17 protein-coding genes are annotated in these 20,305 nt (G+C 71.0%); 6 read left to right on the top strand and 11 right to left on the bottom strand.

Features of this window, described 5'->3' with window-relative positions:
• The first annotated feature begins 518 nt into the window (after positions 1-518).
• Positions 519-1,412 carry a S1 family peptidase gene (locus R2B67_RS03525; protein WP_317816394.1) on the top strand — a complete coding sequence of 298 codons (894 nt, stop codon included), beginning with the start codon at positions 519-521 and terminating at the stop codon, positions 1,410-1,412.
• Positions 1,413-1,621: 209 nt separating this feature from the next.
• Positions 1,622-2,848 carry a phospholipase D-like domain-containing protein gene (locus R2B67_RS03530; RefSeq protein WP_317816395.1) on the top strand — a complete coding sequence of 409 codons (1,227 nt, stop codon included), beginning with the start codon at positions 1,622-1,624 and terminating at the stop codon, positions 2,846-2,848.
• Between the two features lie 59 nt (positions 2,849-2,907).
• On the opposite strand, the gene R2B67_RS03535 is transcribed toward R2B67_RS03530, so the two are convergent.
• The 10 genes from R2B67_RS03535 to R2B67_RS03580 form a co-directional block, all read right to left on the bottom strand.
• Positions 2,908-3,393: a hypothetical protein gene (locus tag R2B67_RS03535; protein ID WP_317816396.1), complete on the bottom strand. Its 486-nt coding sequence runs from the start codon at positions 3,391-3,393 to the stop codon at positions 2,908-2,910.
• A gap of 223 nt (positions 3,394-3,616) precedes the next feature.
• A complete protein-coding gene (locus R2B67_RS03540; RefSeq protein ID WP_026241705.1) occupies positions 3,617-3,871 on the bottom strand; it encodes a WhiB family transcriptional regulator in 255 nt (84 codons plus the stop codon).
• Positions 3,872-3,976: 105 nt separating this feature from the next.
• Positions 3,977-4,771 carry a VOC family protein gene (locus R2B67_RS03545; RefSeq protein ID WP_018513306.1) on the bottom strand — a complete coding sequence of 265 codons (795 nt, stop codon included), beginning with the start codon at positions 4,769-4,771 and terminating at the stop codon, positions 3,977-3,979.
• A gap of 144 nt (positions 4,772-4,915) precedes the next feature.
• On the bottom strand, positions 4,916-5,989 hold the full coding sequence (locus R2B67_RS03550) for an LLM class flavin-dependent oxidoreductase (protein WP_076966521.1): 1,074 nt from the start codon (positions 5,987-5,989) through the stop codon (positions 4,916-4,918).
• A gap of 6 nt (positions 5,990-5,995) precedes the next feature.
• Positions 5,996-6,901, bottom strand: coding sequence for an ABC transporter substrate-binding protein (locus R2B67_RS03555; protein ID WP_317816398.1), 906 nt, complete (start codon positions 6,899-6,901; stop codon positions 5,996-5,998).
• Positions 6,902-7,660 (bottom strand): ABC transporter ATP-binding protein, encoded by a 759-nt coding sequence (locus R2B67_RS03560; protein WP_317816399.1) that lies wholly within the window; start codon positions 7,658-7,660, stop codon positions 6,902-6,904.
• Complete coding sequence (locus tag R2B67_RS03565; protein WP_317816400.1) at positions 7,657-8,511, bottom strand: ABC transporter permease; 855 nt, start codon at positions 8,509-8,511, stop codon at positions 7,657-7,659. The genes R2B67_RS03560 and R2B67_RS03565 overlap by 4 nt, the downstream gene beginning before the upstream one ends.
• Positions 8,508-9,536: an NrtA/SsuA/CpmA family ABC transporter substrate-binding protein gene (locus R2B67_RS03570; RefSeq protein ID WP_317816401.1), complete on the bottom strand. Its 1,029-nt coding sequence runs from the start codon at positions 9,534-9,536 to the stop codon at positions 8,508-8,510. The genes R2B67_RS03565 and R2B67_RS03570 overlap by 4 nt, the downstream gene beginning before the upstream one ends.
• A gap of 17 nt (positions 9,537-9,553) precedes the next feature.
• Positions 9,554-10,579 carry an ABC transporter substrate-binding protein gene (locus R2B67_RS03575; RefSeq protein ID WP_317816402.1) on the bottom strand — a complete coding sequence of 342 codons (1,026 nt, stop codon included), beginning with the start codon at positions 10,577-10,579 and terminating at the stop codon, positions 9,554-9,556.
• Between the two features lie 238 nt (positions 10,580-10,817).
• A complete protein-coding gene (locus R2B67_RS03580) occupies positions 10,818-10,934 on the bottom strand; it encodes a putative leader peptide (RefSeq protein WP_309544405.1) in 117 nt (38 codons plus the stop codon).
• A gap of 203 nt (positions 10,935-11,137) precedes the next feature.
• Here R2B67_RS03580 and R2B67_RS03585 point away from each other — a divergent pair, with 203 nt between their 5' ends.
• Both R2B67_RS03585 and R2B67_RS03590 read left to right on the top strand, forming a co-directional pair.
• Complete coding sequence (locus tag R2B67_RS03585; protein ID WP_317816403.1) at positions 11,138-11,920, top strand: IclR family transcriptional regulator; 783 nt, start codon at positions 11,138-11,140, stop codon at positions 11,918-11,920.
• A gap of 166 nt (positions 11,921-12,086) precedes the next feature.
• Positions 12,087-14,267: a DEAD/DEAH box helicase gene (locus tag R2B67_RS03590; protein ID WP_317816404.1), complete on the top strand. Its 2,181-nt coding sequence runs from the start codon at positions 12,087-12,089 to the stop codon at positions 14,265-14,267.
• 7 nt (positions 14,268-14,274) lie between these two features.
• Here R2B67_RS03590 and R2B67_RS03595 read toward each other — a convergent pair whose 3' ends face one another.
• On the bottom strand, positions 14,275-15,306 hold the full coding sequence (locus R2B67_RS03595) for a multicopper oxidase domain-containing protein (protein WP_317816405.1): 1,032 nt from the start codon (positions 15,304-15,306) through the stop codon (positions 14,275-14,277).
• A 218-nt stretch (positions 15,307-15,524) separates the two neighbouring features.
• On the opposite strand from R2B67_RS03595, the gene R2B67_RS03600 reads away from it, so the two are divergent.
• A complete protein-coding gene (locus tag R2B67_RS03600) occupies positions 15,525-18,035 on the top strand; it encodes a ThuA domain-containing protein (RefSeq protein ID WP_317816406.1) in 2,511 nt (836 codons plus the stop codon).
• Positions 18,032-20,272, top strand: coding sequence for an OmpL47-type beta-barrel domain-containing protein (locus R2B67_RS03605; protein ID WP_317816407.1), 2,241 nt, complete (start codon positions 18,032-18,034; stop codon positions 20,270-20,272). Before R2B67_RS03600 ends, R2B67_RS03605 begins: the two co-directional genes overlap by 4 nt.
• Positions 20,273-20,305 lie beyond the last annotated feature (33 nt).

Here is a 20,305-nt window from a genome sequence, read left to right on the forward strand (position 1 = left end):
CCGGACGCATTCAGGGCCGGAGACGGCAGGACACCAAGGGCGGAAGCACGTATTCAGCCAGCCCCAAAGTGCGGCAAACTGGCAATGCGGCGCCAGAGTTCCCCAGTCGCCCCATCAGGGAAAATTGCCACCTATGCACCTTCTGCGGTCGATGCACAGGGGCCATGCGAGTCCCGGGCGCGGAGCGGAGGGTACTCGGCTGTGGCATAACTATCGGTAACCCTATGTAAAGAGATGACAAATTCGCTACGCCTCACGGGATGTTGGGGTCATAGACACCAATCTCCACATCAGGAGCATTTACGCCTGACGGACCGAGCCCTCCGCCCCTTACCCCCCTCCGCCGCATTCCGGGCTCGCGGGCGCGAATCCGACCTTGCGCCGACAGCCTCCGCCGTCAACGATTCCAGCGTGCAACTTGACAGGTTCACGCCCAATGATCGTCGGGTGGGAACCTCCCGCACCAACAGCCCTACCTCACCCGACCAGGGCTGTCCCCCCATATCTCGGAGGACCTCGTGACCTTCAAGCGCTTCTCGTCGATCAGCAGCATGCCCAGACACGCGCGGCTCCTCGCCGTGGCGTCCGGCCTGGTCGCCTCCGTGGCTCTGGCGACCCCCTCAGCCGTCGCCGCTCCCGAGGCGGAGGCCAAGGCGACCGTTTCGCAGCTCGCCGACGCCAGCTCTGCCGTCCTCGCCGCCGATGTGGCGGGCACCGCCTGGTACACGGAGGCGAGCACCGGCAAGATCGTGCTCACCGCCGACAGCACCGTGTCGAAGTCCGAACTGGCCAAGATCAAGAAAGCACTGGCAACGTCCAAGGCCGAACTCACGGTCAACCGCACCGAGGGCACGTTCAGGCCGCTGATCGCCGGCGGCGAGGCCATCACCACCGGTGGCAGCCGTTGTTCGCTCGGCTTCAACGTGTCGGTCAACGGCGTCGCCCACGCGCTGACCGCCGGCCACTGCACCAACATCAGCGCCAACTGGTCCATCGGGACGCGGACCGGAACGAGCTTCCCGAACAACGACTACGGGATCATCCGCCACTCCAACCCGGCGGCAGCCGACGGCAGGGTCTACCTGTACAACGGCTCGTACCAGGACATCACGACGGCGGGCAACGCCTCCGTGGGCCAGTCCGTCCGACGCAGCGGCAGCACCACCGGGCTGCGCAGCGGCTCGGTCACCGGTCTCAACGCCACGGTCAACTACGGTTCCAGCGGGATCGTGTACGGCATGATCCAGACCAACGTCTGTGCCGAGCCCGGCGACAGTGGTGGCGCGCTCTTCGCGGGCAGCACCGCTCTGGGTCTCACCTCCGGCGGCAGCGGCAACTGCCGGACGGGCGGCACGACGTTCTACCAGCCCGTCACCGAGGCGCTGAGCGCGTACGGGGCGACCGTCCTGTAGCTCATGCCGCCGGGTCTTCGGGCGGACGGCCGGCAGAGCGCCCGAAGACCCGCGCGACGGTTTGAGGAACACCCCGCATTTTCTGCGCCGTAAACCACTCGGTCAGTTGAATCCCCGAGCTGTCAGGGGGTAGACGGTCGCTGCTTGACGCCCGTCACGTAGCGCCGGAACGCTGCCCATGCGCAGCCTCACGCACACAGAGGTGCACCATGTCCGAGGTCATCGCAACCCCCGTCGGTACGCCGCCGCACGATCCGGCCGAACTCGATCCCGAGGTGTGCGAGCGACGCTCCCTACGGCTCAGACGCAGGCTGGAGCGGCTGATCGGGATCGCGGCCACCGAGGGGAACTCGCTGGTTCCGCTCCGCAACGGCGATCAGATCTTCGGTGCGATGCTGAAGGCGATCCGCGAGGCGGAGCACACCGTCGACATGATGACCTTCGTCTACTGGCGGGGCGACATCGCGAAGGAGTTCGCCGAGGCGCTCGCCGAGCGGGCCCGGGCCGGTGTCCGGGTCCGGCTGCTGCTCGACGGGTTCGGCTCGCGGCTGATCGAGAAGGGTCAGCTGGACATGATGGACGAGGCCGGGGTGACGGTCGCCTGGTTCCGGAAGCCGCTCTACCTCTCGCCGCTGAAGCAGAACCACCGCTGTCACCGCAAGGTCCTCATCACCGACGAGTCGATCGCGTTCACCGGCGGCGTCGGGATAGCCGAGGAGTGGTGCGGCGACGCGCGCAACGAACACGAGTGGCGGGACACCCATGTGCAGGTCCGCGGCCCCGCCGTCGACGGTCTGGCCGCCGCCTTCGCGCAGAACTGGGCCGAGTGCCAGGACGAGCTGTTCGACGAGCGCGACCGGTTCGTGGCGAGCGACCACCACGGTGACGCGGTCATTCAGGTCGTCCGCGGCTCGTCGTCCTTCGGCTGGCAGGACATGCAGACCCTGATGCGGGTCGTCCTGGAATCCGCCGAGGAGCGCATCCGCCTCACCACCGCCTACTTCGCACCCGACGACTACTTCACCGGGCTGCTCTGCGCCGCCGCCCGGCGCGGGGTGGAGGTCGAGATCCTGCTGCCGGGCCCGCACACCGACAAGCGGGTCTGCCAGCTCGCCGGTCAGCGCCACTACGAGGAGCTGACGGCCTGCGGGGTGAAGATCTACCAGTACCAGCCGACGATGATGCACGCGAAAGTACTCACGATCGACCGGGTCGCCGCGCTGATCGGCTCCACCAACTTCAACCGGCGCTCCCTCGACCACGACGAGGAGGTCATGCTCGCGGTCATGGACTGCGAGTTCACGGACACGCTCGACGCCCACTTCGACGAGGACCGCGAGAAGAGCGTGCTGATCGAGCGCGGCCGGTGGAAGCGGCGCGATGTCCTCCAGCGGGTGCGGGAAGCGGCCGTCGTACCGATCCGCCGCTACCTCTGACCCGATGCCACCGGCCGATCAGGGATCGGCCCGGCAGGACCGGCCGGTCAGGTGCGGGCTCAGTACCCCTGGCCGACCAGGAAGGAGTCGAAGTCCAGCGCCAGGGACCGGGCCTCGAAGACATGGGCTCCGCTGTCATCGTCCACCAGCACGAAGGTGCAGATGCCCTGGGACGCCCGGACGACCCACATGGCGCGGTCGCCGTCCCTCAACAGAGCGAGTTCCAGCTCACTCCCGGTCACGACATCGCTGATCATCTCACGGCTCTCACGTCGCCAGAGCGTGCCCGCGATGCGGAGGCCCCGGGAGTGGACAACCTCCTCGCACACCGTGCACAGGGCCTCGACATCATCCGGGACCAGGCTTTCGGCGTCGTACGGCACAGAGCGGAAGTACGGCCGGCCGTCCTCGTCGCCGCGCCCCACGACGGCGAAGAAGCCAGCCTCGGCGGAGAACGCGGCGGCGGCCAGGACGGGCGAACCCTTCTCGTCGAGAGCCAGATGCGTGCGCAGGACCTCGCCCCACTCTTCGGTAACCGGAGACATCGGTGCGTTTCCCCTTCTCGTCGTCGCCGGGGGAGCTTCCCTGCCGGCCCAGGGTCTCCTGCCCCGCCATTTCCAGGTCAGACCGGGAGGAGGCGGCCGGCAGCGGGCCGGGGGGCAGGGGGCAGCGCACGGTGACGGCGAAGGACTGGTGGCCCTGGAGGTTTCGGCGGACGTCTGGTGTGCCCGTGTCACGGCGCGGAGTCCCGGCACCTACCGGGGAGGGTCAGCCCTGGTCGCGCTCTTCCCGGCGCAGCCGTTCGCGCTCCTTCTCGGAGAGTCCGCCCCAGACGCCGAACCGCTCGTCGTTGGCGAGTGCGTACTCCAGGCAGGCCACGCGTCCCTCGCAGGCTCCGCAGAGCTGCTTGGCCTCACGCGTCGAACTGCCCGGGGCCGGAAAGAAGAACTCGGGTCCGGCCTGCGCGCACAACGCGGTCTCCTGCCAGTCGAGCGCGTCCTCGGTCACCATATTGATCAGCATGGGACCTACGGTGCACGGGTGCGATAAACGACTGATCAACGATCCATCAATCGTCCGGCGCGCCCTCTTCCACTGCCTCGCTTCTCCTGTTCCACTGCCTCGCTTCTACTGCCTCGGCAGGGGCTTCATCACCGCGAAGACCGCTCCGAACGGATCGGTGACGTTGGCCATGGTGCCGACGCCCGGCACCTCCATCGCCGGCAGCGCCTCCGCCCCGCCGAGCCGCTTGGCGGCGTCCACCGTCGCCGCCACGTCCTCGACCGCGAAGTACGGCATCCAGTGCGGGCCGCGCGCCGCCTCGGCCGGGACGTCGCCCATCGTGACCAGACCGCCGAACGACAGCTCCGGGCCGGTGCCGGCGGGGTGGACCGTGGTGTAGACGTACTCGGTGCCCTCCACCTTCAGCGCGTCGGTCTTCCAGCCGAAGACGTCGCCGAAGAACCGGGCCGCCGCCGGGACGTCCGGGGTGTACAGCTCGGCCCAGAGGAGCGAGCCCGGCTGCTGGATGACGCCGAGACCGGGGTTCTGCCGCGGCTGCCATACGCCGAAGTAGGCTCCGCCCGGGTCCGTGAAGCCGCCCATCCGGCCGTAGTCGAGGACATCCATCGGCTCGAAGGCGGCACGGCCGCCGGCCCGGTTCACCTGCTCGGCGGTGGCGTAGATGTCGGGCGACTGGAAGTAGAGGGACCAGGCGCTGGAGGACTGCTCCTCGGGGACCGCCATGACCCCGCCGGTGGTGTGGCCGTCCAGGGTGAACATCCCGTACCCCCCGACCTCCGGGCCGCCGGGGACGTGCTCCCAGCCGAGGAGACCGCCGTAGAAGGCGGCGGCCCCGTCGACGTCGGGCGTGCCGAGATCGACCCAGTTGGGTGCTCCGTCGGGGAAGGCGGGGTTGAGCATGGCGTGCTCCTTCAGCGGATCCCGTGGCCCCGCTCGCGCACGGCGGCGGCGGGGCTGTTCCCTGTCCCGTCGAGTCTCGCACCGGCCACTGACAACCGCAGTCCGCGCGGGGCCGACCGGGGCCGCCCCGCGTCTCCGCGCAGGTCAGCGGCGTACCCCCAGGGCCGGGAGGACCGTCTCGGCGACGCGGTAGGCCTCCTCCAGGAGCGGGTTGCCGGAGAGGATGAAGGTGTCGACGCCCAGCTCCTCGTACTCCTTCAGCCGCTCGGTCACCTGGGCGGTCGAGCCGACGACGGCGGTGCCGGGCCCCGGGCGGAAGAGGCTCATGCCGGGCCACAGGTTGGGGTGGGTCTCCAGCTCGCGGGCGCGGGCCGGCACCCTGCCGCCGTGCTGGCGGAACTGGCGCTGCCAGCCGACGCCGTCCTCCCCCGCCCTGTCCCCGAGCTGGCGGGCGTAGGTCGCCTCGCTGGTGACGTCCAGCAGCCGGTCGGCCGCCGCCCACGCCTCGTCCTCGGTGTCGCGGACGATGAGGTGGAGGCGGAGCCCGATGCGCAGGGTGCGTCCGTGGGCGGCGGCCCGGGCGCGGACCTGTTCCAGCTTCTCCTTCAGCAGGTGCGGGGGCTCGCCCCAGGTGAGGAAGACGTCGACGTGCTGGGCGGCCATCTCGATGCCGGGGGCGGAGGAGCCGCCGAACCAGAGCGGGATGTGCGGGTCCTGGACGGGCTTCAGCTCGCGGAACGAAGCGCCCGCGTTCTTCAGGTCGTAGAACCGGCCCTGGTGGTCGAAGACTTCGCCCGCGGTGAGCCGTTTGACGAGGGACCAGTATTCGGCGCTCAGCTCGTACCGCTCGTCGTGCTCCACATGGAGCCCGTACTCCTGGAGGGACTTGGTGGAGCCGTTGACGACGTTGAAGCGGAGCCGTCCGCCGAAGAGGTTGTCGAAGGTGAGCGCCATCTTCGCCAGCAGGGTCGGTGAGATCAGTCCGGGGTGGACGGCGAGCAGCGGCTTGAACCGGGTGCTGGTGGCGGCGGACAGCGCGCTGCCCAGCGGCCACACGTCGTGCAGGTCGGTGGCGAGCAACGCCCCGCTGTAGCCGAGCTGTTCGACCGTTCCGGCGAGCCGGGTGAGGTAGCCGAGGTCGGTGGGGCGGCGGCCGGCCGGCTCCCACGGGTAGGCGCCCTCGCGCGGGATGATGTACCAGAGGACTTCGGTGGCCATGGCTGCTCAGACCGCCTTCAGGGCGGCGGCCGGGGTGGTCGCGGGGGCGTGGGCGACGGCGCGGGCCACGGTGACCGGGTGCTCGATGAAGCCGGTGCGGTGGAAGATGTCGGCCGCCTCCTGCTGCTCGGCGAGGAACTCCCCGCTCACCGGCTCGATCCGCCAGGGCAGGGCGGTCAGCGCACTCTCCCAGTCGTCCACGTCGCCGCCGAGGTCGGCGGCGGCCAGGTGGGCGGCCTCGCGGGGGTGGGCGGCGGCCCAGTCGTCGGCGCGTCGCAGGGCGCGGGTCAGTGCTTCGACGATCTCGGGCCGCTGCTCGGCGAGTTCGCGGCGGGTGAAGAACACCGACCGGTCGCTGATGACGTCGCCGGTGGGGATGAGGGTACGCACTCCGCCGGTACGGCGGGCGGCGGCGAGCTCGGGTCCCTGGGCGACCCAGGCGGCGATGGCCCCGGTGCGCAGGAGCTGCTCGCTCTCCTCGGTGGAGCGTACGGCGGTGATGTCGGCTGCGTAGGAGAGGCCCGCGTCGTCGAGGGCCTTGGCGACGAGGTGGGTCTGCCAGGAGCCGATCGCCAGGTGGACGGTGGTGCCCTTGAGGTCGGCGACGGTACGGACCGGGCTGTCCTCGGGAACGAGCAGGGCGCCGTGTTCGGGGCGCGGGGCGGAGACGGCGGTGTAGACGAGGTCGTGGCCGGCGGACTGGGCGGTGACGGGCGGGGTGGAGCCGGTGCCGCCGAAGTCGATGACGCCCTGGGTGAGGAGTTCGCCGGTGCGGACGCCGTTGCTGTACGGGTGGAAGGCGACGGTCTCGCCGAGGGGTTCGAGCTCCTGCTGGGCGAGGCCGAGCCGGGTCAGGTGGTAGAGGTGGAAGAGGGACGGATTGCTGGCGTGGACACCGATGGTGATGGTCATTCAGATCACTCCGACACGGTCGAGTTCGGGGGATTTCACGGGGTGGGACGCGGCCGGGACGCCGAGGTCGTCGAGGAGGCGGCGGCGCAGGGCGGCGAAGGCGGGGTCGCCGGGGTCGCGGGGGCGGGCGACGGTGACCTTCTCGTCGGTGACGAGCCGCCCGTCGCGCAGGACGGCGACCCGGTCGGCGAGACGTACGGCCTCCTCGACGTCATGGGTCACCAGCAGGACGGCGGGCCGGTGCTTGCGGCACAGCTCGTCCACGAGGTCCTGCATCTTCAGCCGGGTCAGGGCGTCGAGCGCGGCGAACGGCTCGTCCAGGAGCAGGAGTTCGGGCTCCCGTACGAGCGCCCGGGCCAGGGCCACCCGCTGGGCCTCTCCGCCGGAAAGGGTGGCGGGCCAGGCGTCGGCGTGCCGTTCCAGGCCCACTTCGGCGAGCGCCCGCAGCCCGTCGTCCCGCCGGCCGCGCGGCAGGGCGACGGTGACGTTGGCGAGCACCTTCTTGGACGGTACGAGGCGGGGTTCCTGGAAGACGATGGTGCGGACCTCGGGGACGAGCACCTCTCCCCCGTCAGCGCCGTCGAGCGCGCCGAGGATCCGCAGCAGGGTCGTCTTGCCGCTGCCGCTCGCGCCGAGCAGGGCGACGAACTCGCCGCGTGCGATGTCCAGTTCAATGCCGTCGAGGACGGCCCGGGTGCCGAAGACCCGGCGCAGGCCCCGTACCCGTACAGCTGCCTGCTGGTGGGCGTTCTCGGTCATCGGCGGGCTCCCTGCGGGGTGCGCCACGGCATCAGGAAGCGTTCCAGCAGCCGTACGAGGACGTCGGCGGTGAGGCCGAGGAGCCCGTAGACGAGGATGCAGACGGCGAGGATGTCGGTGCGGGCGTAGCTCTGGGCCTGGGACATCAAGTAGCCGATACCGGCGGTGGCGTTGATCTCCTCAGCGGCGATGAGGGCGATGACGCTGAGGGTCATCGAGAGCCTCAGTCCGGCCAGGAGCGAGGGCAGTGCGCCGGGCAGGACCACCTCCCGGACGGTGGCGAGGCGGCTCATGCCGAAGGAGCGCATGGCCTCGACGAGTTTGGGGTCGGTGTTGCGGACGCCGCTGGAGGCGGAGACGTACATGGGGAAAGTGGTGGCGACCGCGATGAGGAGGATCTTCGCGGTCTCGTTGATGCCGAACCAGACCATGAACAGCGGGACCAGGGAGAGGAACGGGATGGTGCGCAGGGTCTGGAGGGAGGAGTCGAGCAGCTCGTCGCCGAGCCGGGTGAACCCGGTGGTGATGCCGAGGGTCAGTCCGGCGGCGAGGCCGATGAGCAGCCCGAGCCCGGAGCGGGTCAGGGAGGTGGTGAGCGCGTCGGGCAGCTGCCCGTTCCCCCACAACTCCCCTACCGCCTTCAGGACTTCCGCCGGAGAGGCGAGGACGTCCGGGGTGAGCAGGCCGGTCTCGGACGCGGCCCACCACAGGCCGAGCAGGACGAACGGGCCGAGGGCGCGGACGGTCAGGGCGTAGGGGCGGCTGCGGGGTTTACGGAGCTGGGGGCGCGGGGTGACGAGCCCCGCGGGTGGTGGGTCGGCGGCCTGGGCGACCACGCGGGTGTCGCTCATGTCAGCTTCTCGACGTCGAGGAGGTGTGCGGCGACGTCCACCTTCTCCTTGGTGACCTTCTGCTCGGCGTAGAAGGCGGCGACGGACTCGAAGCGGGCGATGTCCTCGGGGCCGATCGGGTCCACGGTGCCGGACGTGGCGGTGATCTCGGTCTGGACCTCCTTGGCCTTGCCGGTGACGGCGGTCGGGCCGACGTCGGTGAAGACGTTGAGATAGGCGGCCGGGTCCTCCTTCTCCTTGACGCTGGCCGTGTGGAGGTAGTCGTAGAGGGCCTTGACGACGGCGGGGTGCTGCTCGGCGAAGCCCGTACGGACGGCGTTCAGGCTGTAGTTGTCCGAGCCGATGGCCTCTCCGTCGGCGAGGAAGTGGGCCTTGCCGTTGCCGATCTCCGCGACCGCGTAGGTGGCCCAGACGGCCCAGGCGTCGACCTGACCGGCGTTGAAGACGGCCGCGGTCTGGTCGGGGCGCAGGTAGACCCGCTCCACCTGGTCGGCCGGGATCTTCTCCTTGGCCAGCGCCTTGAGCAGCAGGTACTCACCGGTGCCGCCCTGGTTGACGGCGACCTTCTTCCCCACCAGGTCGGCGACGGATTCGATGCCGGAGCCGTCGCGGACGAGGATGCCCTCGCCCTTCGCGTCGGGGTCGACGGCGGTGAAGAACTTGAAGCCGGGTCGCTGCGAGAGCGAGGTGATACCGGAGGTGATGGAGCCGGTGGCGATGTCGAGCTGGTCGGCGTTCATCGCCTGGGCGGCCGGGGCGAACGGGCCCGCGCTGCCGGTCCACTTCACCCGGGCGCCGACCTTGCCGAGCGCCTTGTCGAGGCTGCCGTCCTTCTTGCCGAGGGCGAGGACACCGGAGTTGCCGGGGTCGGGGATGCGGACGTCGACGGTCTTGCCCGAACTGCCTGCGGGCGCGCTGCCGTTGCTGTCGTCGGAGGTGGAGCAGGCGGACAGGGCGAGGAGGGCGGCGGCCGCGAGGAGAGCGGTCGGGACGGTCGTACGGAGACGTGGTCGGGTGATGTTCATGGTGGTGGTCCTCGGGCTCAGGGGGCGGCGGGCAGGGGGGATTTCGGGTGGGCGTCGTTCAGCGCGGCGGCTCGGCGGAGCGGTTCGGGGTCGGCCCACGCGGAGACGGGGACGGGCTCGGGCAGGAAGCCGTGGGCACGCAGGGCGCTCTCCTGCTCGGCGAGCAGGGCGAGGCGCTCCGGTGAGAGGTCGGGGTGGAGGGTGAGGTGAGTGCCGGGGCGGTAGGCGCCCGCGACCCCTTCGGCCCCGGCTCCGGTCTCGGCGCCGAGGATCCGGTCGACCTCCGCCGGGCTCTTTGCCGCCCAGTCGGCGGCCCGGAGCAGGACGGCGAGGAAGCGGTCGACGAGCGCGGGGTGTTCGTCCAGGAGGTCCTGGTGGACGGTGATGGGGCGCGGGGTCCCGTTGTTGATCCGGAAGCGGCGGTCCGGCAGGTCGTCGAGCTCCACGGCGACCTCGGCCCCGGACCTGCGGGCCGCTTCGACCGCGAGGGCGCCCTTGACGTACACCGCGTCGACGTCACCCCGGCGCAGGGCGGCCAGCTCGGCGGCCCACTGCCCCGGGTGGCCGTCCGCCGGTACGTCGACGGGGACGGTGTCAGCCAGGCCGAGGCCCGCCGAGGCGAGGGCGCCCTCGAAGCCGCGCAGCGCCATGGCCCGCCAGAAGTCGATGGCGATGGGGTGCACCGGCAGGGCGATCCGCCGCCCTCGCAGATCGTGGGCGGACCGGATGCCGGAACCGGGGGCGACCAGGACGACCTGGCGCTCCTCGATCCAGGTCAGACCGATCAGCCGGGTCCGCTCACCGCGTGAACGGGCCCAGAGGGCGGGCACGTTGCCGCCTTCCCGGAAGAGTCCGGGCAGGGCGTGGGTGAAGTGGGCCTCCCGGTCCGCGTCCGGTTCGGCGTCCTGGAGGGAGCGGACCGTGATGCCGTCCGGGGCGAACTCGTCGGTGAGCCACTGCCGGTCGGCGGCGATCCCGGTGGCGGTGGGCACGGGACAGCGGGTGAACCAGAGCGTCGCGGGCAGGGCGGGGGCAGACGTCATGGGGGTGTGTCTCCATAGGGGTCGGTGGCGCGCGTGAGGTATGCGGGGTGGCGGTGGGCAGCCCAGAGGGGCCCCTGGCGCGCACGGCGGCGCACGGGGAACAGGGCCCGGCCCCCCGCGCCCCGCACGGAGTTCAGCGGTGGTGGAGCGGGTCCACGGCGGCGCGGGTTCCCGGCGGCGCGGGTCCACGGCGGCGCGAGGGGCGGCCGGAGAGGTACGGGAGGGGGTGCCGCGAGGGTCAGCGACAGGCTGCGCTGGAGACGCGCGCCAGGTCGATGTGGCGGCGCACGGTGAGGGCGAGCGGCACGGGGGCGCCCGGGGCGGAAGAGGCGTGCACGGCGGTACGTCGGGCCATGGCTCGCTGCTCCTTCCCGCTCGTCGGTGGTGATGGCCGCAGCCTGCCACGGCCGTGCCGGGTGCGACAACTCGCTTCCCATGATGTGGGATTGCATGTGAACGGAGTGTTTCTCAGCAGGGTTGGACCCCTTCTCGACTCCCGTAATGTGGCAATCGGACACACCCCTGCGCCCCCCTTCGACGAGCGGAGAGTGACCCGACATGACCGAGGCCGTGACAGCACGCGCGCCGGGCGGCGCCCAGGCCGTCCGGCGCGCGCTGGACGTCCTGCACTGCTTCCACGACAACGGGCCCGACCTCAGCGCCTCCGACCTCGCCCGGCGTCTGGAGCTCTCGGTGTCCACGGCCCACCGGCTGGCGCGCACGCTGCTCGGCGCGGGGTTCCTGGAGCAGGATCCGCGTACCGCCCGCTACCGCCTGGGCCCCGCCGTGACCGAGCTGGGCCGGCTCTCCTACCACCAGCGCGGGCTGCATCTGGCCGCGCCGGAGCTGGCGGACCTGGCCGAGCGGACGGGCGCGACGGCGGACCTGGCGCTGCGCAGCGGGCCGCACGCGGTGATCGTGGCGGGCGGTTCGGTGACGCCGAAGGTGGGGCTGCGCCGGCCGCTGCACTCCACCGCGCTGGGCAAGGTGCTCCTCGCCTGGGCCCGGCCGGGCGAGGGCGGCCCCGCGTCGCTGCCGCCGCTGCCCGCGTTCACCGACCGCACGATCGTCGAACCGGCGGCCCTGGAGGCGGAGTTGGTACGGGTACGGGCCGAGGCCTACGCGCTCAACGACGGGGAGTCCGCGCACGGGGTGCGGACGCTGGCCGTGCCGGTCCTGGACGGGGCGGGGTACGCGCGCTTCGCCCTCGCCGTACGGGCCACCCCGTCCCTGATCACCGCCGAGCGCACCGAGTGGCTGCTCACCGAGGCCCGGTCCTGCGCGCGGGCCCTGGAGGTGCTGCTGCTCTCCCCGGCGGAACGGCGGCCGCCCGCGCGGTAGCGGGGCCGGGGGCTGCCGGTACGCGGGGACTGTCGGCGGGCCGAGGGCTGCCGGTACGCGGGGAAGGTCAGCGGACCGGGGGCTGTCGGTGGGGCGTGGGACGATGGCCACGTACAGCGAACGGACCACCACCTGCCGGTCGCGGGGCACGGCGGAGAGAGCGACGATGACCGACACCGGGGCCAGGGCCGCCCGCCCGGCGACCACGGGCCGGGCCACCCGGGAGCTGCTGGTCGAGGCGGCGGCCCTGCTGAGCCGGGCCCGTGCCGTCCGCGACGATCACGCCCGCGCCGTCGACGCCGTACGGGCCGTCCTCGATCCGCTCCTGGCCTCCCTGGCCGGCCGGGAGCTGGCCGCCATCCCGGTCGCCCGGCTGAAGGACGTCACGGAGGGCCGGCTGCGTCTCGGCGCTCTCGAACAGGCCGGGTTCACGACCGTCGGGCAGGTCCACGGCACGGCCCGCTACGAGCTCCGGCTGATCCCCGGGGTCGGGGCGCACACCGCCGATCAGGCGCTGGCGGCCGCCGGGCAGATCGCCGACGCGGTGCGCGAGACCGTCTCCGTACGGATCGACATGGACGCCCCGGACGACACGACGACCGCGCTGGTCATCGCCCTGCACCGGCTGGTCGAGGCCGGTCCGGACGCACGGCGGGCGGTGGAGGCGGCCGGGCGGCTGGCCGAGCGGCTCGATCCCCTGGTGTCCGCCGCCGCACCCGCCGGGAGCCGGCTGCGGATGCTGTTCAGCGGCAGGGAGGCGCGGACCCGGGCACTGGACGCCGTGGCCGCCCTGGGTGCGGCGCTCACGGAGGCGGCGGAGCATGAGCTGCCGATGCTGTTCGGCCAGGTCTCGGTCGACCTGCTGCGGGCGCCGGAGTCGGCGCCCGGGGCGTGGGTGGACTTCGAGCTGCGGTCCGCCGAGTACTACAGCCTCCTCGCCGAGCTGTCGGGCAGCGGCCCGGACCGGGACGCCGCCGAGGGGTTCCTGCCCGCCGGGATCGCGGACCGGGTGCGGGCGCTGCGGCTCGACGACTCGCGGCTACGGGTCTCGCTGCGCGGCTACCAGTCGTTCGGGGCGCGCTTCGCGCTGGCGCAGAAGCGGGTGGTCATCGGGGACGAGATGGGGCTCGGCAAGACCGTGCAGGCCATCGCCGCCCTCGCCCATCTCGCGGCGCGGGGCGAGAGCCGCTTCCTGGTGGTGTGCCCGGCGAGCGTGCTGATCAACTGGAGCCGGGAGATCCGGGCCCGGTCCACCCTGAGCGCGGTGCCGGTGCACGGGCCGGAGCGGCTGGAGGCGTACGCGGAGTGGGTGGCGGGTGGTGGGGTCGCGCTCACCACGTTCGACGCGCTGCGCACCCTCCCCGAGGACGGCACCGCCCTGTCGATGCTCGTCGTGGACGAGGCCCACTTCGTCAAGAACCCTGCCACCCGGCGGGCTCAGGCGGTCGCCGGGTGGGCGGAGCGCGCGGACCACGTCCTGTTCCTCACGGGTACGCCGATGGAGAACCGGGTGGAGGAGTTCCGGAGTCTGGTACGCCAACTCCGCCCGGATCTCGCCGATGTGGTGTCGTCCACGCACGGCGCCGCCGGTTCGCAGGCCTTCCGCCGGGCGGTCGCCCCCGCCTATCTGCGGCGCAACCAGGTGGACGTCCTCGCCGAACTCCCGGCGCTGGTCCATGTGGACGAGTGGGAGGAGTTCAGCGCCGGGGACCTGGCGGCGTACCGGGAAGCGGTGGCGTCGGGGCAGTTCATGCGGATGCGCCGGGCCGCGTACGCCACGCCCGCCGCCTCCGCCAAGCTGGAGCGGCTGCGCGAACTCGTCGACGAGGCACGGGACAACGGGCTGAAGGTGGTCGTCTTCTCCTACTTCCGCGAGGTGCTGGCCGCGGTCGGCGAGGCGCTGGGGCCGGAGGCGTACGGACCGGTCTCAGGGAGCCTGCCCGCCGCCCGGCGCCAGGAGCTGGTCGACGCCTTCTCCGCCGGGGACGGGCACGCGGTGCTGCTGAGCCAGATCCAGGCCGGCGGCACCGGGCTGAACATGCAGGCCGCTTCGGTGGTGATCCTGTGCGAGCCGCAGATCAAGCCGACGCTGGAGCACCAGGCCGTCGCCCGCGCCCACCGGATGGGGCAGGTGCGCACGGTCCAGGTGCACCGGCTGCTGGCGGCGGACAGCGTCGACCAGCGCCTGGTGGAGCTGCTGGCCCGCAAGGACCGGCTCTTCGACGCGTACGCCCGGCGCAGCGACCTCGCGGAGGCCGCGCCGGACGCCGTCGACGTGTCCGACGGTGAGCTGGCCCGGCGGATCGTCGAGGAGGAGCAGCAGCGGCTGGCCCGCCCGTCCGAGTGACGGTCGGTCAGTGCTGGTGCTCCGCCGCGCCCTCGGCCTCTCCCTTGCCCTCGGCGGCCTTCTTCTTCTCGGCCCCGCCTGCCACATGGTGGGGTTCGTAACCCGGGATCGTACCGTCCGGCTTCTTGATCAGCAGCAGCCCGGCCATCCCCATGTCGGAGTGGCTCTGCACGTGGCAGTGGTACATCCAGGCGCCGGCGCCCACGCGTTCGCCCGCGATGATCTGGAGGCCGAAGGAGTCGGCGGGCCCGCAGATCTTGTTGTCGATGACCCGGCTGGGGTCGTCGGGACCGGTCAGGATCCCGGTCCGGTTGTCGGCCCAGCGGTGACCGTGGATGTGGAAGGTGTGGTAGTACTCGCCGTGGGTGATCATCACGAATTCGAGCCGGTCGCCCACCGTCGCCTCGAAGTTGACGCTGTTGTGAGCGGTCTTGTTGTTGATCATCATGTCGTTGAAGACGACCGTGCACGTCTGGTCGGGCAGCACGTCGCCCTTCCTGCGCACCACGAGCGGCCCGTACAGCCCCTTGCGGATTCCGCCGGTGCCGTGGTCCGTACCGACGACATGGTCGTGGTAGTGCCAGTAGCCCGCGCTGCCCGGCTCGTACGTTCCGTCCTTCCGGCGGCCCGGCTTGTGCGTGCGCCAGGTGTACGTACGGGTGCCGCCGGGCACGACGTGGCTCTTGTTCATCCGGGTGCCGTCGTTGGCGATGTCGTAGTCGACGCCGTGGACATGGAGGCTGGCGTCCACGTCGGTGAGGTTCTCGAAGTCGATGTGCAGGGTGTCGCCCTCGTTCAGTTCGATGAGCGGGCCGGGGATCGACGCCTTGCCCTTCTCGAAGCCGTAGCCCAGCTCGCCGTTCGGCAGCTTCTCGGCGTACATCTTGATCCGGCGCACCACTCCCCCGTCCGGGGCCGTGCGCGGCGGGTTCTCGGCGGAGCTTGCCTCCACCGCGCCGAGCGACAACGATGTCACGCCGGTCGCTGCCGCGGCCGCGCCGCCGACCAGCATCCGCCGGCTGAAGGTCCTTCGGTCCATGTCGAACTCCCTGCTGGGATAAGGAAACTGGCGGAGACGGAGGCCCCGGAGCTACCGGAACGGGCCACACCGTAGCCGGGGGCCGAGCGTTTATCCACACTCAGGACAAAGTTTGTGCGATTGCTGCCATAGCTATTGGCGGGCCACGAAAAGAGGTCTAGCTTCGTGCGCTGTCGCAGTCAACGCTCCAGTGACCACAGAAGGGTTGGGTGACCCACATGCAAGGCGCATCGCATCACCGGTCCAGATCACGACACCGACGCGGCCTCGCGGCGGCCGTGGCGGCCGGCGCACTGACCGTGTCCTTGCTGAGCGCGGGCGGTCCGGCCAACGCGGGTACGTCGCCGGACCGGGACCTGGTCGAGAAGATGGCGACAACGTTGTCCCTGCCGTCTCCGCCGGGCGCCAAGAACCAGGTGAAGGTGCTGGTCTTCCATGCGTCGGCGGGCGACGAGGCGCCGTACACGGACGCCGGGATCGCGGCGATCGAGAAGATCGGGCAGAGCGGCCCGGAGGCCGGGCGGTTCACCACCGTGGCCACCGCCAACCCGAACGTCTTCACCAACGGCAAGCGGCTCGGCTCCTTCCACGCGGTGGTCTTCCTGACCGGCGGCGGCGACGTCCTGGACCCGGAGCAGGAGGCGGGCCTGGAGGCGTACATGGAGGCGGGCGGCGGCTTCCTCGGCATCCATGACGCGACGCGCACCGAGCCGTACTCGGACTGGTTCACCGGTCTGGTGGGCGCCCGTCCGGCGGCCGGCAGCCCGACCGCCGTGCAGCGGGCCACCGTCGAGATCGGCGACCGGGTCCACCCGGCGACCAAGAACCTGCCGCTGGAGTGGAAGCGCCCCGACAAGTGGCTGAACTGGGCGAAGAACCCGTCCGGTGAGGTGCACACCGTGGCCCGCGTACGGGAGTTGACGTACAAGCCGGGTACGGGCGCCAACGGCTGGGACCACCCGGTCTCCTGGTGCCGCGACTACGACGGCGGCCGCTCCTTCTACACGGCGATGGGCGGTACGGCGGACAGCTTCGCCGAGACCGACTTCCGCGACCATCTGCGCGGCGCCCTCGCCTGGACGAACCGGACCTCGCAGGCCGACTGCAAGGCGACCATCACCTCCAACTACACGGCCGAGCGCCTGACCCAGCCCAATCAGCCGGGCCAGAACGACCAGATCGGTGAGCCGCACGGGCTCGTCACCGCTCCGGACGGCAAGGTCTTCTACATCGGGCGCGGCGGCGCCGCGAGCGGTGTCCCGGTCGTCACCGACTGGAACAACCCGAACATCGGCAAGGGCAAGGGCGAGATCCACGTCTACGACCCGAAGACCAAGAAGGTCACCCTGGCCGGTGCGCTGGACGTCTTCGGCAACAAGGGCGGCGGCGACGAGCTGGTGAAGGTCGAGGAGGGGCTGCTCGGCATCGAGCTGGACCCGGACTTCGCCTCCAACGGCTGGGTCTACCTCCACTACACCCCGCACGCGAAGATCGACCGCGACAAGCGCATGGCGACCCGTCAGGTCTCCCGCTTCACCTTCGACTCGGCCACCGGCAAGCTGGACCTGGCCTCGGAGAAGGTGCTGCTCGGCTGGCCGGTGCAGATCCACAGCTGCTGCCACGCGGGCGGCGGCCTGGCGTGGGACTCGAAGGGCAACCTGTACATCGCGACCGGTGACAACAACTCCTCCGGTTTCAGCAGCGGTTACTCCGGCAACAACCCGGAGCCGAACTACAAGGGCGTCTCCTTCGCCGACGCCCGGCGCACCTCGGGCAACACCAACAACCTCAACGGCAAGATCCTGCGGATCCACCCCGAGGACGACGGTACGTACACCCTCCCGTCCGGCAACCTCTTCACCGGCAAGGAGCCGGACGAGGGCGGCGGGAAGACCCGGGGCGAGATCTATGTGATGGGCGTACGCAACCCGGCCCGGATCTCCGTCGACCCCTCCACCGACACGCTGTACGCCGGCTGGGTCGGCCCCGACGCGGGCTCGGCCTCCACCACCTGGGGCCCGGCGAAGTACGACACGTTCGCCGCGATCACCAAGGCGGGCAACCACGGCTGGCCGTTCTGCATGGGCAACAACCAGCCCTACCGGGACCGCAATCTGCCCGACCCGTCCAAGCCGCTGGGCTGGTACGACTGCAACGCCCCGAAGAACGAGTCGCCGAACAACGACGGCCTGGTCAAGCTGCCGCCGGTGACCCCGAACACCATCTGGTACTCCCCGCAGGGCGGCGGGGTCGACTACCCGCGCGACGCCAACGGCGTCCCCAGCTACAAGGCCGAGGAGCAGAAGGAGCTGCTGCCCTGGCTCAAAGGCGGCGGCCAGGCGACCATGAACGGCCCGGTCTACCGCTACGACGCGCAGAGCGACTCGGCGGCGAAGTGGCCCGCGTACTGGGACGGCAAGTGGTTCGTCGGTGACTTCTACGACGACACGCAGCCGCGCCACGCTGTGATCACCGACCCGAAGACGGTTGGGAAGGGCGGACTGCCCACGCACGCCGAGTCGTTGAAGAAGATCATCCCGGTTGGCGCGGACGGTATCCGCAACCTCATGGACTGGAAGTTCGCCCCGGACGGCTCGCTCTACGTCCTGGACTACGGGCGCGGCTTCTTCACCTCCGACTCCAAGTCCGCGCTGTGGCGCGTGACCTACAAGGGCGGCGCGGCGACTCCGGCCGCCAAGGACCTCGTTGGAAAGGCGGCAGCGCAGTGAGACAACCCCTGTACCTCGCCCGGCGGCGGCATCGGCCGCCCAGCTTCTGGGTGGCCCTGATGGCCTCCCTGCTGATGGTCCTCGGGCTGACCTCGACGGCCGCGTACGGCAAGGGCGGTGACGCGCCCGGGGCGAAGGCCGCCGACCAGGTGCTGACCTGGACCGCGGGCGACCCGATCGACCGCTATCTCACCGCTCCGCAGACGGCGGTGGCCGGCAAGGCGACCATCGTCTTCGAGAACAGCACGGCCACCGGCAACACCACGAGCATGCCGCACACGCTGACGTTCAGCGTGTCGGACCCGGAGTTCAACAACGACGTCCAGCTGAACATCCTGGCCAACCCGGGTGACTCCGAGGGCGGCAAGCACAGCGTGGAGGTCACGCTGTCGCCCGGCCGGTACTTCTACCACTGCACGATCCCCGGCCACGGCCAGATGCAGGGCATCCTGACCGTCACCGAGGGCGGCGGCGAGGAGGACACCGAGGCCCCGGCGACCTCGGCGAAGGTCGACGGCGACAAGAACGGCGACGGCGCGTACATCGGCCAGGCCACCGTCACCGTCGAGGCGACCGACGAGGGCTCCGGCGTCGACACCGTCGAGTACGCGCTCGGGGCCGACGGTGCGTGGCAGCCGTACACCGCGCCCGTCGTGGTGAGCGAGGTCGGCGACCACACGGTCCGCTACCGGGCCACCGACAAGGCCGGCAACGCGGCGGCGGAGAAATCCGTCGACTTCGCGGTCGCCGCACCGCCCACGGACGACGAGACACCGCCGGAGACCTCGGCGACCGTCACGGGCGAGAAGGACGACGCGGGCGCGTACCTGGGCATGGCCACGGTCACCGTGACCGCGTCCGACACCGGGTCCGGCGTCAACACCATCGAGTACGCGCTCGGCGCGGCCGGCGAGTGGAAGCCGTACACCGCCCCGGTGATGGTCCACGAAGTGGGCGAGCACACCGTCCGCTACCGGGCCACCGACCGGTCGGGGAACGTCGCGGCCGAGAAGACCGTCACGTTCGAGGTCATCGAGCCGCCGTCGCAGGACAAGACGGCTCCGGAGACCTCGGTGAAGCTGGAGGGGAACAAGAACTCCGACGGCGCGTTCATCACCAGCGCCAAGGCCACCGTCACCGCGACCGACGACGACTCGGGCGTGGACAAGGTGGAGTACAGCCTCGACGGCGGCCCCTACCTCGCGTACACCACCCCCGTGATCGTCGACCGGGTCGGCCACCACACGGTGGCGCACCGGGCGACGGACAAGGCGGGCAACACCTCCGAGGCGAAGAAGGTGTCGTTCACCATCGCGCAGGGCGGCGGGGTCCCGGCGCCGAACTGTGCGGAGTTCGACGAGCGGCACACCGTCTTCGTCGGCACGGTCGACACGGGCGTCCCGAACCGGATCACCCGTAACCGCTGCACGATCAACGAGCTGATCGAGGACGAGAAGGACTGGTCCTCCCACGCGCTGTTCCTCAAGCACGTGACGACGGTCCTCGACAAGCTCAAGACCGACGGCGTCATCGACCAGCGCGAGCGCAAGGCGGTCAACCAGGCCGCCAAGCAGTCGGGCATCGGCAAGCCGGGCCAGTCCGAGGGGTACACCAAGCTCTTCGACGGCACGGCGGCCTCGCTCGCCAAGTGGCAGCACGTCGGCGGCGGCCAGTTCGGGCTGAACGAGGAGGAGGGCTCCATCACCAGCTCCACCACGGTGGGCGGCATGGGCATGCTCTGGTTCCCGACCCGTGCGTACGGTGACTTCTCGCTGAAGCTCCAGTGGCGCGACGACGCCCCGGGCTCCGGCAACGCCAACGGCGGGGTCTTCGTCCGCTTCCCGAAGGTCCACGACCACCCGGAGGAGTCCCGTCCGGAGTGGGTCGCCATCAAGTACGGCCATGAGATCCAGGTCAACGACCGGCCGGACGGCGACATGTACAAGACGGGTTCGGTCTACGGGTTCGACCGGGTGGGGCTCGGCGGCGCCGGGGTCACGCCCAAGGGCACCTGGAACGACTACGAGATCAAGGTGGTCGACCAGCACTACGAGATCTACCGCAACGGTGTCCTGATCAACGAGTTCGACAACGCCGGCGGCCAGCTCTTCGAGCCGCCGCGCGGCGACGACCCGGGCACCGACGGCCGGCGGTTCGCCTCCGGTTACATCGGGCTCCAGGTCCACGGGGTCACGGACGTCATCTCGTACCGCGACATCCGGATCAAGGAGCTGTAAGCCGTACGGAAAGCTGTAAGCCGTCGTAAGGGG

Origin of the sequence: Streptomyces cyaneofuscatus (genome assembly GCF_033109485.1) — a bacterium.
Lineage (GTDB): Bacteria > Actinomycetota > Actinomycetes > Streptomycetales > Streptomycetaceae > Streptomyces > Streptomyces cyaneofuscatus.

Excerpts from the sequence above, each read along its gene's own strand:
- R2B67_RS03595 (WP_317816405.1), bottom strand. The coding sequence starts at position 15,306 with ATGGACCGAAGGACCTTCAGCCGGCGGATGCTGGTCGGCGGCGCGGCC.
- R2B67_RS03600 (WP_317816406.1), top strand. The coding sequence starts at position 15,525 with ATGCAAGGCGCATCGCATCACCGGTCCAGATCACGACACCGACGCGGC.
- R2B67_RS03575 (WP_317816402.1), bottom strand. The coding sequence starts at position 10,579 with ATGACGTCTGCCCCCGCCCTGCCCGCGACGCTCTGGTTCACCCGCTGT.
- R2B67_RS03555 (WP_317816398.1), bottom strand. The coding sequence starts at position 6,901 with ATGACCATCACCATCGGTGTCCACGCCAGCAATCCGTCCCTCTTCCAC.
- R2B67_RS03565 (WP_317816400.1), bottom strand. The coding sequence starts at position 8,511 with ATGAGCGACACCCGCGTGGTCGCCCAGGCCGCCGACCCACCACCCGCG.
- R2B67_RS03560 (WP_317816399.1), bottom strand. The coding sequence starts at position 7,660 with ATGACCGAGAACGCCCACCAGCAGGCAGCTGTACGGGTACGGGGCCTG.
- R2B67_RS03570 (WP_317816401.1), bottom strand. The coding sequence starts at position 9,536 with ATGAACATCACCCGACCACGTCTCCGTACGACCGTCCCGACCGCTCTC.
- R2B67_RS03545 (WP_018513306.1), bottom strand. The coding sequence starts at position 4,771 with ATGCTCAACCCCGCCTTCCCCGACGGAGCACCCAACTGGGTCGATCTC.
- R2B67_RS03530 (WP_317816395.1), top strand. The coding sequence starts at position 1,622 with ATGTCCGAGGTCATCGCAACCCCCGTCGGTACGCCGCCGCACGATCCG.
- R2B67_RS03585 (WP_317816403.1), top strand. The coding sequence starts at position 11,138 with ATGACCGAGGCCGTGACAGCACGCGCGCCGGGCGGCGCCCAGGCCGTC.
- R2B67_RS03580 (WP_309544405.1), bottom strand. The coding sequence starts at position 10,934 with ATGGCCCGACGTACCGCCGTGCACGCCTCTTCCGCCCCGGGCGCCCCC.
- R2B67_RS03550 (WP_076966521.1), bottom strand. The coding sequence starts at position 5,989 with ATGGCCACCGAAGTCCTCTGGTACATCATCCCGCGCGAGGGCGCCTAC.
- R2B67_RS03590 (WP_317816404.1), top strand. The coding sequence starts at position 12,087 with ATGACCGACACCGGGGCCAGGGCCGCCCGCCCGGCGACCACGGGCCGG.
- R2B67_RS03540 (WP_026241705.1), bottom strand. The coding sequence starts at position 3,871 with ATGCTGATCAATATGGTGACCGAGGACGCGCTCGACTGGCAGGAGACC.
- R2B67_RS03535 (WP_317816396.1), bottom strand. The coding sequence starts at position 3,393 with ATGTCTCCGGTTACCGAAGAGTGGGGCGAGGTCCTGCGCACGCATCTG.